The organism is Ureibacillus thermosphaericus (assembly GCF_012396605.1).
In the GTDB taxonomy this organism is placed as follows: domain Bacteria; phylum Bacillota; class Bacilli; order Bacillales_A; family Planococcaceae; genus Ureibacillus; species Ureibacillus thermosphaericus.
The window spans coordinates 59350-75076 of record NZ_JAAXPW010000006.1 but is presented as its reverse complement, the minus strand read 5'-3'; the positions used below and the strand labels follow the sequence as shown (position 1 = coordinate 75076).

The following is a 15727-nucleotide window of genomic DNA, read 5'->3' as shown; positions in this document are numbered from 1 at the left end:
GTATTAATATGTTAGTTTCATTAAATTGGTTGCAAGAATATGTAGATACACAAGGGCTGTCACCTGAAGATTTAGCAGAAAAAATTACTCGTGCTGGAATTGAAGTCGATTCCGTCATCGATCGATCTCAAGGAATGACGAATATCGTTGTTGGTCATGTCGTATCAAAGGAGAAGCATCCAGATGCAGATAAATTAAGCATTTGCCAAGTAGATGTAGGTACGGATGTAAGACAAATTATTTGTGGTGCACCGAATGTGGAAGCCGGCCAAAAAGTAATCGTTGCATTACCTGGTGCAAAACTTCCGGGTGGAATCAAAATTAAAAAAGCGAAAATGCGCGGTCAAGAATCGAATGGAATGATTTGTTCATTGCAAGAACTTGGAATTGAAGGGCGCGTTGTACCAAAAGCATATTCTGAAGGAATATACGTTTTACCGGAAGATGCAGTTCCTGGCAGCGATGCTTTAGAATTAATCGGTTTACGAGATTCTGTATTGGAGCTTGGTTTAACTCCTAACCGTTCCGATGCACTTTCAATGTTAGGTGTAGCCTATGAAGTGGGAGCAATTTTATCGCAAGATGTCAAATTACCAGAAATTCAATATGAAACTTCAAACGAAAAAGCGGAAGATTACATTAAAGTTAAAGTAGAAGCTACTAAAGAAAATCCATTATACGCTGCAAAAGTCATTAAAAATGTAAAAGTGGCAGAATCGCCATTATGGTTACAGCATTATTTAATGGCGGCGGGTATTCGTCCACACAATAACGTAGTCGATATTACGAACTATGTATTGTTAGAATATGGTCAACCGCTTCATGCCTTTGATTACGATTCACTAGGCACAGGTGAAATCGTTGTTCGATTAGCGAATGAAGGCGAAAAAATTGTTACTTTAGACGATCAAGAGCGCACGTTACAGAGTCATCATTTAGTCATTACAAATGGAAAAGAACCTGTTGCTGTCGCAGGGGTAATGGGTGGTGGCAATTCGGAAGTAACAGAAAACACAACAACGGTTGTACTTGAATCAGCTTATTTTGTTGGTCATTCAGTTCGTCAAACTTCAAAAGATTTAGGATTGCGTTCCGACTCATCAGTTCGTTTTGAAAAAGGTGTCGATCCAAATCGAGTTTTAGAAGCTCAAGAACGAGCTGCACAACTTCTTAGTGAATTAGCTGGTGGAGAAGTATTAGAAGGTACCGTATTAGTTGATGAGCTTGATAAAACACCAGCGCGAATTGTAATTTCACCAGATGAAATTAATGCAAAATTAGGAATGAAAATCTCCCTAGAAGATATGATTTCCATCTTACAACGCTTAAAATTTGAGGTGGAAGCAGCACGAGGTTTATTAATCATTGATGTGCCAACTCGTCGACAAGACATTAAAATAGAGGAAGACATCATTGAAGAAATCGCAAGACTTTATGGTTACGATGAAATTCCAATGACATTGCCAGAAGGTAAAATGCATATTGGTGGCTTAACTCCGTATCAAGAAAAGCGCCGCATTGTGCGCAATTTCTTAGAAGGAGCTGGATTGTATCAAGCAATCACCTACTCATTAACTTCTGCTGAATTGTCTCAAAAATTTGCACTGAAAAAAGAAGAAACAACGAAATTGTTAATGCCGATGAGCGAAGACCGTTCAACTTTACGTCAAAGTTTAATCCCTCACTTATTGCAAGCTGCAAGTTATAACTTGGCGCGTCAAGCGGATTCTGCTAGTTTGTATGAGATTGGGTCTGTATTCCTCGGGAAGACGGAGGAAGGTTTACCATTTGAAGAAGAGCATGTTGCCTTTGTCATTACTGGCAAATGGGTAGACGATGCTTGGTTAGGGGATAAACGCAATGTAGATTTCTTCGCAGCAAAAGGCATTGTAGAAGGATTGCTTGAAAAACTAGGATTAACTGAACGAGTTACTTTTGAGAAAGCAGCAATGGACGGATTACATCCTGGTCAAACAGCAAATATATTACTTGATGGAGAACGTATTGGAGTAATTGGTGGTCTTCATCCATCAGAACGAAAAGAGTGGGATTTAAAAGATACGTATGTAGCGGAATTAAATTTACATGCCCTGTTGCGCACTGATGCAAAAGGAGTAGAATACGAACCGGTTCCACGCTTCCCACTTGTTACACGAGATATTGCCATTGAAGTAGATCGCTCTGTACCTGCTGGAGAACTTGAATCTATCATTCGTACATCAGGTACGAAATTATTAAAAGCTGTAAAAGTATTTGATGTATATGAAGGTGAAAATATCGATGCCAATAAAAAATCAGTAGCCTTCACATTAACATACTTTGATCCTGAAAGAACATTAACAGATGAAGAAGTAACAAATGCACATGAAAAAGTATTGAAAGCATTAAAAGAAGCTGGTGCTATAATTCGTTAAAGGTTTTAAAATTTATATATTTAAAGTAAGGCTGGATTTAGATTCCAGCCTATTTTTATCTCATCATTGCTCTTTGTGTTTAGTATGAGTAGAATGGGAAAATATTGTATAATTTTCTTGATGTAAACCAATGGATGAGGAGTGAAATCGCTTGAAAAAAATTAGAAAAGCCATCATCCCAGCTGCAGGTTTAGGAACACGATTTTTACCTGTAACGAAAGCCATGCCGAAAGAAATGTTACCGATTGTAGATAAACCAACCATTCAATATATTGTTGAAGAAGCGATTGCTTCGGGAATTGAAGATATTATCATCGTTACGGGAAAAGGAAAACGGGCGATTGAAGACCATTTTGATCACGCCTTTGAACTGGAGGCAAATTTAATTGAAAAAAAGAAGTACGATTTGTTAGAAAAGGTACGTGTATCATCGGATATTGATATTCATTATATCCGCCAAAAACAACCTCTAGGCCTTGGACATGCCATTTGGTGTGCCCGTAAATTTATTGGTAATGAACCTTTTGCTGTGTTGCTCGGAGATGACATCGTTCAAAGTGATGTTCCTTGTTTAAAACAATTAATCAATCAATATGAAAAAACCTTTTCTAGCGTAATTGGCGTTATGGAAGTACCTGATAGCGAAATCCATCGTTATGGTGTGATTGATCCAATTTCCACCGATTCACCGTTAATGCAAGTGAAAATGTTCGTAGAAAAACCAACAAAAGAAGAAGCACCTTCCAACTTTGCGATTATAGGACGTTACATTTTAACACCCGAAATTTTCCGCTACTTAGAACAAAAGAAAATGGGGAAAGGCGGAGAAATTCAATTAACAGATGCTATTGAGGAATTGAATACGATTCAACGTGTGTTTGCATATCGCTTTGAAGGAAAACGATATGATGTCGGCAATCAAATGGGATTCATTGAAACGACAATTGATTTTGCGTTGCAGCGTGAAGATTTGCGAGAAGAAGTAAAACGTTTCATTATCGATAAAGCGCAACAATTATCAATACAAACACGTTCCCATTAATGAAATGCTAAATGAAATAATAAATTATAAGTAGTGATTATGTTTAATTGATAATAGAGTTTTGTAAATCACGATGAAAAAATTTCAAGATTCTATAAGAATATTTAAAGTAAAAAAATAAGAAATGAGGCAATTCCATTGACAACTCATTCTGTTCAAACAACATTATTGAATTGTTTATTCGATTATCAAGATATGGAAGCATATAAAGATCGAGTTAAACAAATTCACTTTGAATTAGAAAATTCAAAGGATATGACTGGTTGGATTAATTATCCATTAATGGACCATAAGGCGTTATTTAATGAAATTGAGGATTTGAAAAGTGAAATATGCATAAATGCGGATGTGTTTGTTGTAATTGGTATTGGTGGTTCATTTTTAGGAGCCCGTGCCGTTCAAGAAGCATTATCTCCTTATTTTGGTGTTCTCAAAGAGGGCATTGAGGTTATATACGTTGGTCATCATATGAGCGGGGCTTATTTAGAGCAATTAATTCATTATTTAGATGATAAAGAAATTTATATCAACGTCATTTCAAAATCTGGAAGCACGATGGAGACAGCTTTAGCATTCCGCGTGCTAAGACAGTATATGGAAAAACGCTATGGTGAAAATGCAGTTAATCGGATTATAGTAACAACAGACCCTGAAAGAGGAATTTTGAAAAATATAGCAGAAAAGGAAGGGTATAAACAGTTCGCTATCCCTTCGAATATAGGGGGCAGGTATTCAGTATTAACGCCAGTGGGGCTATTGCCACTCGCTGTATCTGGAATAGATATTCGATCTTTCATGGATGGTGCAAAAAATGCAGCTTTGGAATTAAAAGCGGTAGATTTAATGCGTAATCATGCATACCAATACGCAGTTATAAGAAATATCTTATATAACGAAGGGTACAGTGTGGAAATGCTAGCATCCTTTGAACCTTCATTAAAGAAGTTTCACGAATGGTGGATGCAGTTATTTGGTGAAAGTGAAGGCAAAGAAAGAAAAGGTCTATTTCCTACATGTGTTACGTTCTCCACTGATTTGCATGCAATCGGACAATTTATTCAAGAAGGAAGCCCCATTTTGTTTGAAACGCTTCTCCATTTCCATGAAATCGACGGGGATTATGACGTACCATATGATAGTCGAAATGAAGATGGATTAAATTATTTAGCAGGCCGCTCCTTTAACGAAATCAATGCAACTTCAAAACAAGGCACAGCCCTCGCCCATGCAGAAGGTGGAGTGCCAGTTATTCAACTAGAAATGCAAAAGCTTGATGCCTATCATCTAGGCTATTTAATCTACTTCTTTATGAAAGCATGTGCCATGAGTGCGAAGTTACTGGAAGTAAATCCTTTCGACCAACCTGGAGTGGAAGCGTATAAAAAGAAAATGCTTAAACTGTTAAAAAATGAACCATTAAAATGAAAAATATTATTCTACATTGGATTCTTCTATATTTTCAATTGGTTTTGGTTTCATAACACCATAAAAAGCTCCAAGTATACCACTAATTGTATGGATTAATCCGAATGTATAGATATTAAAAAAGACTAGATTTTTCGAATTGTTAAATTCAGAGAAGTCTCCTTCTATTGATTGCACAGATGAAAAATACACAAATAATCCAAGAAGCAATATTCCACCGGCAATGCCTATAAATTTTTCTATTCTTTTTGCAGAGCTTGTTACAGTTAAGAAATAGCGAAAAGTGGTAATTAAACTCAATATAATAAAAGGGAATAAGAAAATGATGCCAATGAATCCTAAATTACCAGTTGCTCCTTTCGGTTGCACCTCATACAATTGACTAACGAGTACAAAACCGAAAAAGGAAATGGCGATACTTATAAGCCAGCTTAAACGAATCACATACATCATCCATTTCTTTTGCATTATTTTAAGGCTACTAGTATTATAACCTATCTTAAAAACATGTTCTTATTGAAAGAAAATTTATATACAAGGAAATACCAATATTTTGTAGAATTAAATAAAAGGAAGATTGAAGGGGGATGAGGAGTTTGTTGACGAAACAAGATACTGTACTTGTATTGATTGATATTCAAGGAAAACTTGCACGCATCGTGGACAACAGTGAATTTGTGATTCAAAATATCGCCAATATGGTACAAGGTGCTAAAGTGTTAGGTTTGCCTATTTTATGGCTTGAGCAGTATCCGAAAGGTTTAGGGCCAACTGTAGAAGAAATTTCACAGCATTTAGCAGATGAGAAACCAATTGAAAAGATTACGTTCAGCGCATATGATACACCGGAATTTGTCGCTGCACTTGAAGCAACAGGTCGTAAAAAAGTGTTAATTGCCGGTATTGAGACGCATATTTGTGTGTACCAAACGACAGCTCACTTGCTCCAAAATGGTTATGAAGTCGAAGTGTTAGCGGATTGCGTTTCTTCTCGTACAGCTTTAAATACACAAATAGGTTTAGAAAAAATGAAACAATGTGGAGCAAAAATAACGAGTGTTGAAATGGCATTGTTCGAAATGCAACAAATTGCTCGTGGAGATGAATTTAAAGCTATTAGTAAGATTATTAAATGATGATTGAGTGGTTGAAAATAAAAAATTATCATCCGATTTGGATGATAATTTTTTATTTTGAGGTATACCGTATTGTCTTTATTTATAGTCATATTATTGAATGCAGGAGGTTGTTTGTTTCATTTGTTATTCGTTATCCAAAAATTGATCATGTCGTTCACGGATTGATGGATTTTCTTTCTTTTTTGGAATATGAAATTCTTCTTCCATTCCAAATTCTTCGAGACTTGCTCCATTACTTCCCACAGATTGTTTGCCGCGTACAAAATCAAAATGGCGTCTATTGTTTTCTAAATCCATTCGATGATCCATTGTAGAACTCTCCTTTCGTTTTTAATATGAGCATTTTCAACGATGTTATGCATCTCAAAGTTTGTCATAAATTCCTCACAAGCGGAGTTTTAGGTGCACGTGTGTGAATGCTAAATGTACAAGATTGTGTATTAACCACACCAGTTTCACGAGTTAAGCTGGCAATCTCACAAACTGTATTAACTTAACTAATATATATCCATAATTATTTTTAATAAAATAATTTCATATTATTAATGAATAACTTATAGTGAGTAACAATATATTTTAAAGTGTGGATAGATTAATATGTGAAGTTTAGGAGGAAGGAACATTGTCAATTAATAAAGGGCAATTGATTGAGTTAATAGAAAATTTACCAAAGTCAGCACATATTACAACGTACTACTATTTAAAAGATTTAACGAAAAGTAGATTTGTACAATATGAAATAGAAGTTGAAGATTACTCATTCATCAATGAGCAAAATAAACAAATAGAAACGTACTGGATCGATGCTTTTATGGAGTATCATTTAGACTCGAAATAAAATAGCCTCCTATTTATAATCAAATAATTACCAATTCATAAAGAGATTGGTTGTTTCTAATATAAAAATATCTAGTAATTTATTCCTATTTCAAAAATATTTCAATAATTTTACGAGATAAAAAAGAAGAAACTTATTCTATCAAAGGGTTGGTAGATTAATATTTCAACGTAACAAAACTGTAAAAATCCTTCCAAAAATTTTGTGATGAATTCATCAATCATTCCTTTTATGATGAATTTACATCAAGAAGGAAGGATTGAAGGAAATGTACAAAAAATTAAAAAGAGGTGCAGGAGCACTTGTACTATCAATTGGATTATTAGTACCGGCAACGGCTTTAGCTGCAGGAACGTATACGGTTGTTTCAGGAGATTCGCTTTGGAAAATTGCTGTAAAAACACAAACAGGTGTACAAGAATTAATTAATGCGAATCCACAGTTAAAAAACCCTAATTTAATATACCCTGGTCAAAAAATTAATATCCCTGAAAAAGAAGGGTTGGCTTACGAAGAAGAAGTAGTACGACTTGTGAATGTTGAGCGTGCAAAAGCAGGTCTACCAGCATTAAAATCTGATTGGGAACTTGCTAGAGTTGCAAAACATAAATCTCAAGATATGCACGATAAAAAATATTTTGATCATACAAGTCCAACGTATGGTTCACCTTTTACCATGATGAAAAACTACGGAATCCAATATAAATCTGCGGGTGAAAATATTGCGATGGGTCAAAGCACACCAGAACAAGTGGTGAAAGCTTGGATGAACTCATCTGGCCATCGTGCAAACATCTTAAACAAAAACTTCACTCACATCGGTGTTGGTTACGTGAAGGATGGCCATTACTGGACACAAATGTTTATTCAAAAATAATGATAAAAGAGGCGCCTAAAAAGTCATTTTTAGGCGCTTTTCTTTACGTTTGCCGCTCACACTTCATCGCAGATAGAGGTGCGTTTCATATGACCGTCGCAGAGAAATATAATACTAGAGCCTTACTAGAATGTGCAAACTTATTAGTCGGGCTTTTTATCATCAATACCATATTTTGCTTTCAAAGTAGTAATTTTATATAATTCACTTTAAAGTAGCTTTTTCATAAAGGGGATATTATTGTGAAGCCGATCAATTTATTTTCTTTGCTGAATGCAAAAGAAGATTTATATGAAACGAATTTTATACAATATCTGGAGCAGTTCGGAATCAACCCAAGAATCCGAACGAGTGAATTTTATGATTTACATGCTTTCGTTGAAGAGTTGAGAAAGAAATCTAAAGTTATACATATTTACAATGGTTATTACGTCGGCTATATGATTAAGCAAATCGGAAAGGAATTTGATTTATTAAGAATTGGGAAAGACTGTGTCATCAATATTGAATTGAAGCGGGAAGGAAATGTAGAAAAGATAACGAAACAGCTTGTACAAAACCGTCATTATTTAAAATTTCTAGATGTGGATGTATACAATTTTACCTATGTTTCATCAATCAATAGATTATATAAGTTAAACGAAAACCATCAAATTGAAGAAGTTGATTTTCACTTTTTAATTGATAAATTAATACAACAACAAATACAAGTCATAGAAAATTTAGATGATTTGTTTGATCCGTCGAATTACTTAGTATCCCCATTCAATTCAACAGAAGCATTTATGGAAGATAAATATTTTTTAAGTGCCCAACAAAGTACATATAAACGAGAAATCATTCATGCCAAGCCGACGAATCAATCAAAAATATTTGCGATTGAAGGTGGCCCTGGTACAGGAAAATCCTTACTCACTTATGACATTGCGAAAGAGTATATTCGACAATCGAAAAATGTCATCATTTTTAACTGCGGACGATTAAATGGAGGACATTTGAAGCTAATTGAAGAATACAAATGGCCAATTGTGCCAATTAGTAAGTTTCAAAAGGTCATACATAAAGAAACGGATTTATCAAAATATGACTTAATTATTTTCGATGAAGTACAGCGTTTATATATTCATAAATTACAGAGCTTCATTCATCTCTTAGAAAAATCAAAAACGAAATGTATATTCTCGTACGACCCTAATCAAGTATTAACGACTGTTGAAATGAGAAATAAAGTACCAAAAATCATCGAGACGACATTGAAACCTGTGAAGTATGAGTTAACAGAAGTTGTTCGATATAATAAAGAAATCCATTCATTTATTAAGAAGTTGTTTGATCTATCGACGGAAGTGCCTGTACAACAATATTCTAATGTGAGCATTCAATATTTCTCATCCATTCAAGCGACAAAGAGTTACCTGTATTTTTTACAGCAAGCTGGTTGGAAAGTGATTGATTTCACGCCTTCAAGGTTTATTGATCGCTCCAACAATCAAAGCAATCCATTAGCAGTGACAACCGCTGACGTAATCGGGCAAGAATTCGATTATGTTGTAGCAGTAATTGATGATTCGTTTTACTATAAACCGAATCATAAATTAGCAGCCAAAATGAATTTCAAGAAGCCGTATTATCAACCGACGAAAATGCTTTATCAAAACATTAGCAGAGCGAGGAAAAAACTGCATGTAGTTGTTGTCAATAACTTAATTGTAATGGATAAAATTTTAAAGATTTTAAATGGTTAATATCACCCTATTTCTTACCAATTTGTACTTAGATGATTGGAATGAATAGCAATATAAAATGGTCGATTCCACAATCGACCATTTTGAATGTTAGTCATCTACTTGCGAAGTTTTCATAAATCCTTTTGGCTTTTTTAGTGTTCGCAAAATGCCATTTTGCGATAGAACGGAGAACATTTTCACCTTGCTGCAACAAAATTTTTGCTGCCATTTCATCGACCAAATGACTAGCGCCTTTTTGAAGGGGAAACCCAACAATGTCAGATAGGCGATCCATTTCGATTAAAAAAGCATAACGCGCTATGATGGAGGCGGCTGCAACAGCGATATGTTGCTGTTCAGCTTTTGTCGAAAAAAGAACGTTTTCGCGAATGATTTCTTTTTCATTTTGAATATATTGATAGTACGTGTCTCTTTCTGCAAATTGATCAATTAATATATAATCCGGTTTTTCCGGTGAAATTTTATGGAGCACATGTTTTAAAGCTTGATTGTGCAGCATGGCTTTCATTTTTCCTTGAGTTAAGCCGCGGCTTTGCAAATCGTTATACTTGTCATTGCGTAATGTTAAAAGGCTATGAACACAAGTTGCAATTAAATGAGGTGCAATTTCTCGGATTGCTTGATCGTTTAGTTGTTTAGAATCTTTTACTCCCAGTTCTGTTACTAGTTCAATTTTGTCATTTGGTACGTAGACAGCAGCGACTGTAATTGGACCGAAATAGTCTCCAGTTCCTGTTTCATCAGATCCAATAACAGACAATTTTGAAAAGTTTTCCGGAAGTGTATCTCCTATTGAGTTTATGTTTTGTTGATTGTTTTCATCAGTTAGAGCGAATTCGTTAAATCGGCTAGCTTCCCGTTGAGCTCCTAAACCCTGAAACATTACTTTTCCAGAACTGTATACGGTGATGGCTACATCGGGGAGTTTTGCTGCAAATACGACACCAGGTGCATTACGTTCTACCTTATGTTTTAAGTAATACGTTTCTATTTCATTGAGTTGTTGTGGTAATAATTTTAAGACGATATTGTTCATGATACGACCCTTTCTCCCAAGAAAGATTTAAATTGATTTTACCAAAAGGAGATTGAGAATGAAATTCTACAATATCCCTTTTAACTCTAGGTTGTATGACAACGAATAAAGATGATATGATAAACTTATTGATTCTAATAAAACATAAATATATGTAATTAACAGCTCCTATGAAAAAATATCGAGCTTCTAGGAGGTGCCCACTTGGCTGAGCAAGAGAAAAATAAAATAGAAGTCGAAATATATGGCCATACTTATAAATTAGTAGGTAATGAATCCATTGGTCATTTACGATTAGTCGCTTCTATCGTAGATGATAAAATGAGGGAAATTAAATTACATAATCAATCTCTCGATACGACTCAACTAGCTGTGTTAACCGCAGTGAACAGTGTTCATGAGTTTTTAAAGCTCAAAGAAGAAGTTGAGAGATTAGAAGAAGAATTGAAAAAACTGAAGGGTTGAACTGCATGTTAGATATCATATTGCTTTTTGTTTTTGCTGCTAGTTTATTAATAGGAATGAAGCGCGGTTTTATCATGCAAGCAATTAATCTTGTTGGTTTTCTTGTTGCGTTAATCGTGGCTTACATTTACTATAAACCGCTAGCAGAAAAATTTGTGTTATGGATTCCATATCCGGGGTTGCAGCCGGACTCTTCTCTTACATTAGTGTTGGATGCATTGGATGTAGATAAAACATTTTATCGTATTATTGCTTTTGCGGTAATCTTCTTTGTTGTTAAACTTGCCATGCAAATTGTTGCTTCGGTATTTGATTTTTTAACATTTTTACCAGTATTAAAATCTTTTAATCGCATTTTAGGGGCATTACTATGCTTCGTGGAATTTTATTTTATACTTTTTATTTTATTATATGTTTTCGCATTATTACCAATTGATGCTATTCAAAAACTCATGGGAAGTTCGTTTATTGCCAATTTCATGCTTGAACATACCCCAATCGTAACTCAATTATTCCAAAAACTATGGTATATTTATTTGGAAAATTAATAAACAACGAAATGATTGTCAAAAGTATCTTCCATCAACACAGCGGAGATACTTTTTTGCGGTTTAAAATAGAAAAAGGGTGGGACAGTTGAATAAAAAAATTGTCATTCGTACATTGGAAAAAATTGCGTTGTATTTGGAGCTTAAAGGAGAAAATCCGTTTAAAGTATCCGCCTTTCGAAAAGCGGCGAATGCATTAGAGTTGGATGAACGAAGTCTTGAAGAAATTGATGATTTTACGAAAATTAAAGGGATTGGAAAAGGCACGGGAGCAGTCATTGAAGAGCTGATTCAAACGGGAGAGTCCCAACAATTAATCGAATTAGAAAAACAAATACCGAAAGGCTTAATCCCTCTATTAAAAATACCTGGCCTTGGCGGTAAAAAACTTGCAAAGCTATACCAGGAACTTGGAGTGAGTAGTCGTGAAGCGTTGAAGGAAGCTTGTGAATCCAAAAAGGTACGATCGTTGCCTGGGTTTGGACCGAAAACGGAAGAGAAAATTTTGAAGGAACTTGAACAATTTGGAGAACGAACAGGAAGACTTCCTATTTGGTATCTTGAATCGGTTGTGAGAGAAATAAATCAACTACTTGCATCCATTGAAGAAATTGAACGATATTCTGTTGCCGGGAGTTTCCGTCGGGTGAATGAAACGAGCAAAGATTTGGATTTTGTCATTGCCACAAAAAGTCCTGAAAAAGTTAGGGAACAGCTTTTATTTGAATTAACAATAAAAGAAATCGTTAGCAGTGGAGACACAAAAGTGTCTGTCGTATTGGATTTGGACGAGCTTGTCAACGTTGATTTTCGATTAGTGGCAAATGAAGAATTTATCACAACACTTCATCACTTTACCGGTTCAAAAGATCATAATGTTCGCATGCGTCAATTAGCAAAAGAACAAGGGAAGAAAATTAGCGAATATGGTGTGGAACAACCAGATGGACAAATCCTTACATTCCATTCGGAAAAAGAGTTTTTCGCTCTTTTTGGACTTCCTTACATTCCGCCCACTGTTCGCGAAACGGGACAAGAATTGGATCGTTTAAATGAAATTAAAGAATTGGTTACAATAGAAGATATTAAGGCTGATTTACACATGCACACCACTTATTCTGACGGTGCTCATTCCGTAGCAGAAATGGGAGAAGCGCTTATTTCAAAAGGCTATCATTTTGGAGTGATAACAGACCATTCTCAATATTTGAAAGTAGCAAATGGTTTAACACCGGAAAGGTTAAAAAAACAGCGTGAAGAAATTGAAGCTTTTAATGAAGCTCACCCTGATTTTACTTTATTTTCGGGAACAGAAATGGATATTTTGCCTGATGGTTCCCTCGATTATGATGATGACGTATTAAAAAATCTGGATTTTGTGATCGCCTCCATTCATTCAAGTTTTTCTCAACCTCAAGAAAAAATTATGGAACGATTATTTGCGGCGATTCAACATCCCTACGTTCATATGATTGCACATCCAACTGGTCGAATTATTGGTGAACGTGAAGGATATAATCCTAACGTTGAACAATTAATTCATTGGGCGAAAGAGTATGGGAAAATTTTGGAATTGAATGCTAGCCCATACCGATTAGATCTATGTATAGAACATTTGAAACTAGCGATGGAACTTGGTGTTCCTATTGCAATCAATACAGATGCCCATGCGATTGAACAACTTGATTATATGGAAATCGGTACAAAATATGCGCAAAAAGCGTGGTTGAAAAAAGAACTAGTTGTCAATACATGGAGCGTTGAACAGTTCAAAAATTTTATTCGGAAAAATAAGTAAACATATGTACAGACAGGAGTGTTCAGAGTGATTGCTGAACGAGCATTAAAAACCCTTGAATTCGATAAAGTGCGTGAGCAAGTGTCAGACTTTTGTACATCTTCCTTAGGGAAGCAACAAATAGAGCAGCTTGTGCCAGAGCCAAACTTTGAAAAGGTTGTTGAACTTTTAGAAGAAATGGATGAGGGACTAGCCATCCTACGGGTAAAAGGACATGTGCCAATGGGAGGTATTTTTGATATTCGTCCACATACAAAGCGGGCACAAATAGGCGGTATGCTAAGTGCAATGGAATTGATGGAAATTTCAAGTACTATTAGAGCAAGTCGAATTTTAAGAAATTTTATTGAAGATATCGAAAATGATGAAGAAATTCAAATACCACATTTTATTGAAAGAAAAAATAATATGCCGATTTTAACAGCGGTACAGCATGAAATTGATCATTGCATTGATGAAAATGGAACGGTGTTGGATTCCGCTAGCGTGGAATTACGGTCAATAAGACAACAACTGCGCTCAGAAGAAGCGAAAGTGAGACAAAAACTTGATAGTTTAACGAGAGGCCCTAACGCAGCAAAAATGCTTTCGGATACTATCGTAACAATTCGAAATGACCGTTATGTTATCCCGGTAAAACAGGAATATCGAAGCTACTACGGCGGGATTGTTCATGATCAATCTTCTTCAGGGCAAACTTTATTTATTGAGCCGGAATCAGTTGTGCAAATCAATAATGAAATTCAACGTTTAAAGGTTCGTGAAAAGGCTGAAATAGAGAAGATTTTACTTGCCCTTACGGAAAAAGTCCAAGAAGTAGCGAACGATTTATTTGAACTAGTTAAAATACTAGCGGATATCGATGTCATATTAGCGAAGGCGAAATACGGTGTGGCACAAAAATGCTCAAAGCCAAGCGTGAACAATGAAGGATATATTCGTCTAATACAAGCAAGACATCCCCTAATCCCAATGGATGTAGCGGTGCCGAATACAATTGAATTTGGTCGAGAATATACAGCAATTGTGATTACTGGGCCAAACACAGGGGGGAAAACCGTCACATTAAAAACGGTTGGATTGTGCACCTTAATGGCACAAGCGGGAATACCAATACCTGCATTAGATGGCTCAGAGCTTTCCGTTTTCAGTCAAGTATTTGCGGATATTGGTGATGAGCAATCCATCGAACAATCGCTATCCACTTTCTCATCCCATATGGTGAACATTGTCGATATATTAAAACACTTTGATGAAAACTCGTTAATTTTGTTTGATGAACTTGGGGCAGGTACCGATCCGCAAGAGGGGGCGGCACTTGCGATATCAATTTTAGATGAAGTTGTGGATAAAGGGGCGCGCGTTATGGCTACAACCCATTATCCTGAATTAAAAGCATATGCGTATAACCGAAAAGGAGTTATCAATGCAAGTGTTGAATTTGATATTGAAACCCTTAGTCCTACTTATCGATTATTAATAGGCGTTCCGGGACGATCCAATGCATTTGAAATTTCGAAGCGTCTCGGCTTAAAAGATTCCATCATTAATCAAGCGAAATCTTATACAGGTACTGACCGTCGAGAAGTAGAGTCGATGATTGCTTCATTAGAAGAAAGCAGACGCCGCGCTGAACAGGAAGTAGAGGAAGCGCATGAAATTTTAGAAGAAGCACAACAATTGCATGCGCAGTTAGAAGAAAAATTGAGTGCATTTAACGAAAAGAAAGAAAGCCTTGAACAAAAAGCGAAGGAAGAAGCGCGGAAAATTATTGAGGATGCGAAAAAAGAAGCAGAACATATCATTAAAGAATTACGTGAAATGCAGCAAAATGCTAATCAAGTTATTAAAGACCATGAAATCATCGAAGCGAAAAAGCGTTTAGAAGACGCATTACCAGCAGAAAATCCAATTTTGAAAAAACAAGCGAAAATTCGTGAACGAGCACAAAACTTACAACCTGGTGATGAAGTAAAAGTATTAAGCTACGGTCAAAAAGGAACGCTAATTGAAAAAGTTTCCGATAATGAGTGGGTTGTGCAAATCGGTATATTAAAAATGAAAATGGATGAGTCAGACTTAGAATATGTGAAGCCAGAAAAAGAAAAACAAAGAATTACATTGACAACGGTGAAAAATCGCAATAGTCATGTTAAATTAGAATTAGACTTGCGAGGAGAACGGTTAGAAGATGCCATCATGAAAACAGAAAAATATCTTGATGATGCCCTACTTGCCAACTATAGCCGTGTAACAATTATTCATGGAAAAGGTACAGGGGCTTTACGCCAAGGAATTCAAGAATATTTGAAAAAACATAAACGAGTTCGTTCTTTCCGATATGGTGAAGCTGGTGAAGGTGGCTTAGGAGTAACTGTCGTTGAATTAAAATAAAGG

Annotated in this window: 14 protein-coding genes; 11 read left to right on the top strand and 3 right to left on the bottom strand. The window is 35.6% G+C overall.

The features are described from left to right. The first annotated feature begins 8 nt into the window (after positions 1 to 8). The 3 genes from pheT to HF990_RS04290 all read left to right on the top strand — a co-directional run bounded on the left by pheT (position 9) and on the right by HF990_RS04290 (position 4881). Positions 9 to 2414: a phenylalanine--tRNA ligase subunit beta gene (gene pheT, locus HF990_RS04300; protein ID WP_168412063.1), complete on the top strand. Its 2406-nt coding sequence runs from the start codon at positions 9 to 11 to the stop codon at positions 2412 to 2414. A 151-nt stretch (positions 2415 to 2565) separates the two neighbouring features. Further along, positions 2566 to 3456 (top strand): UTP--glucose-1-phosphate uridylyltransferase GalU, encoded by an 891-nt coding sequence (galU, locus tag HF990_RS04295; protein WP_016837176.1) that lies wholly within the window; start codon positions 2566 to 2568, stop codon positions 3454 to 3456. Positions 3457 to 3594: 138 nt separating this feature from the next. Then, complete coding sequence (locus tag HF990_RS04290; protein ID WP_016837177.1) at positions 3595 to 4881, top strand: glucose-6-phosphate isomerase; 1287 nt, start codon at positions 3595 to 3597, stop codon at positions 4879 to 4881. Between the two features lie 6 nt (positions 4882 to 4887). On the opposite strand, the gene HF990_RS04285 is transcribed toward HF990_RS04290, so the two are convergent. Further along, a complete protein-coding gene (locus tag HF990_RS04285; RefSeq protein ID WP_126434509.1) occupies positions 4888 to 5349 on the bottom strand; it encodes a hypothetical protein in 462 nt (153 codons plus the stop codon). 128 nt (positions 5350 to 5477) lie between these two features. On the opposite strand from HF990_RS04285, the gene HF990_RS04280 reads away from it, so the two are divergent. Further along, the gene (locus tag HF990_RS04280) at positions 5478 to 6017 is read left to right on the top strand and encodes a hydrolase (protein WP_016837179.1); all 540 of its coding nucleotides are present in this window, start codon (positions 5478 to 5480) and stop codon (positions 6015 to 6017) included. A gap of 126 nt (positions 6018 to 6143) precedes the next feature. On the opposite strand, the gene HF990_RS04275 is transcribed toward HF990_RS04280, so the two are convergent. Further along, a complete protein-coding gene (locus HF990_RS04275) occupies positions 6144 to 6329 on the bottom strand; it encodes a hypothetical protein (protein WP_016837180.1) in 186 nt (61 codons plus the stop codon). A gap of 313 nt (positions 6330 to 6642) precedes the next feature. On the opposite strand from HF990_RS04275, the gene HF990_RS04270 reads away from it, so the two are divergent. The 3 genes from HF990_RS04270 to HF990_RS04260 all read left to right on the top strand — a co-directional run bounded on the left by HF990_RS04270 (position 6643) and on the right by HF990_RS04260 (position 9480). Next, positions 6643 to 6858, top strand: coding sequence for a hypothetical protein (locus HF990_RS04270; RefSeq protein WP_016837181.1), 216 nt, complete (start codon positions 6643 to 6645; stop codon positions 6856 to 6858). A gap of 268 nt (positions 6859 to 7126) precedes the next feature. After that, positions 7127 to 7735: a SafA/ExsA family spore coat assembly protein gene (gene safA, locus HF990_RS04265; RefSeq protein ID WP_096551448.1), complete on the top strand. Its 609-nt coding sequence runs from the start codon at positions 7127 to 7129 to the stop codon at positions 7733 to 7735. 242 nt (positions 7736 to 7977) lie between these two features. Then, positions 7978 to 9480, top strand: a complete 1503-nt coding sequence (locus tag HF990_RS04260) for an ATP-binding protein (protein WP_016837183.1) — start codon at positions 7978 to 7980, stop codon at positions 9478 to 9480. Between the two features lie 94 nt (positions 9481 to 9574). Here HF990_RS04260 and rnhC read toward each other — a convergent pair whose 3' ends face one another. Continuing rightward, positions 9575 to 10519, bottom strand: a complete 945-nt coding sequence (gene rnhC, locus HF990_RS04255) for a ribonuclease HIII (RefSeq protein ID WP_016837184.1) — start codon at positions 10517 to 10519, stop codon at positions 9575 to 9577. Between the two features lie 204 nt (positions 10520 to 10723). Here rnhC and zapA point away from each other — a divergent pair, with 204 nt between their 5' ends. From zapA to HF990_RS04235, 4 genes are all read left to right on the top strand, one after another. Beyond that, entirely contained in the window at positions 10724 to 10984 is a 261-nt protein-coding gene (gene zapA / locus HF990_RS04250) for a cell division protein ZapA (RefSeq protein ID WP_016837185.1), read from the top strand. Between the two features lie 5 nt (positions 10985 to 10989). Beyond that, complete coding sequence (locus HF990_RS04245; protein WP_016837186.1) at positions 10990 to 11532, top strand: CvpA family protein; 543 nt, start codon at positions 10990 to 10992, stop codon at positions 11530 to 11532. 88 nt (positions 11533 to 11620) lie between these two features. Continuing rightward, positions 11621 to 13330 (top strand): DNA polymerase/3'-5' exonuclease PolX, encoded by a 1710-nt coding sequence (polX, locus tag HF990_RS04240; RefSeq protein WP_168412062.1) that lies wholly within the window; start codon positions 11621 to 11623, stop codon positions 13328 to 13330. A 27-nt stretch (positions 13331 to 13357) separates the two neighbouring features. Beyond that, positions 13358 to 15724, top strand: a complete 2367-nt coding sequence (locus tag HF990_RS04235; RefSeq protein ID WP_016837188.1) for an endonuclease MutS2 — start codon at positions 13358 to 13360, stop codon at positions 15722 to 15724. The last annotated feature ends 3 nt before the right edge of the window (positions 15725 to 15727 follow it).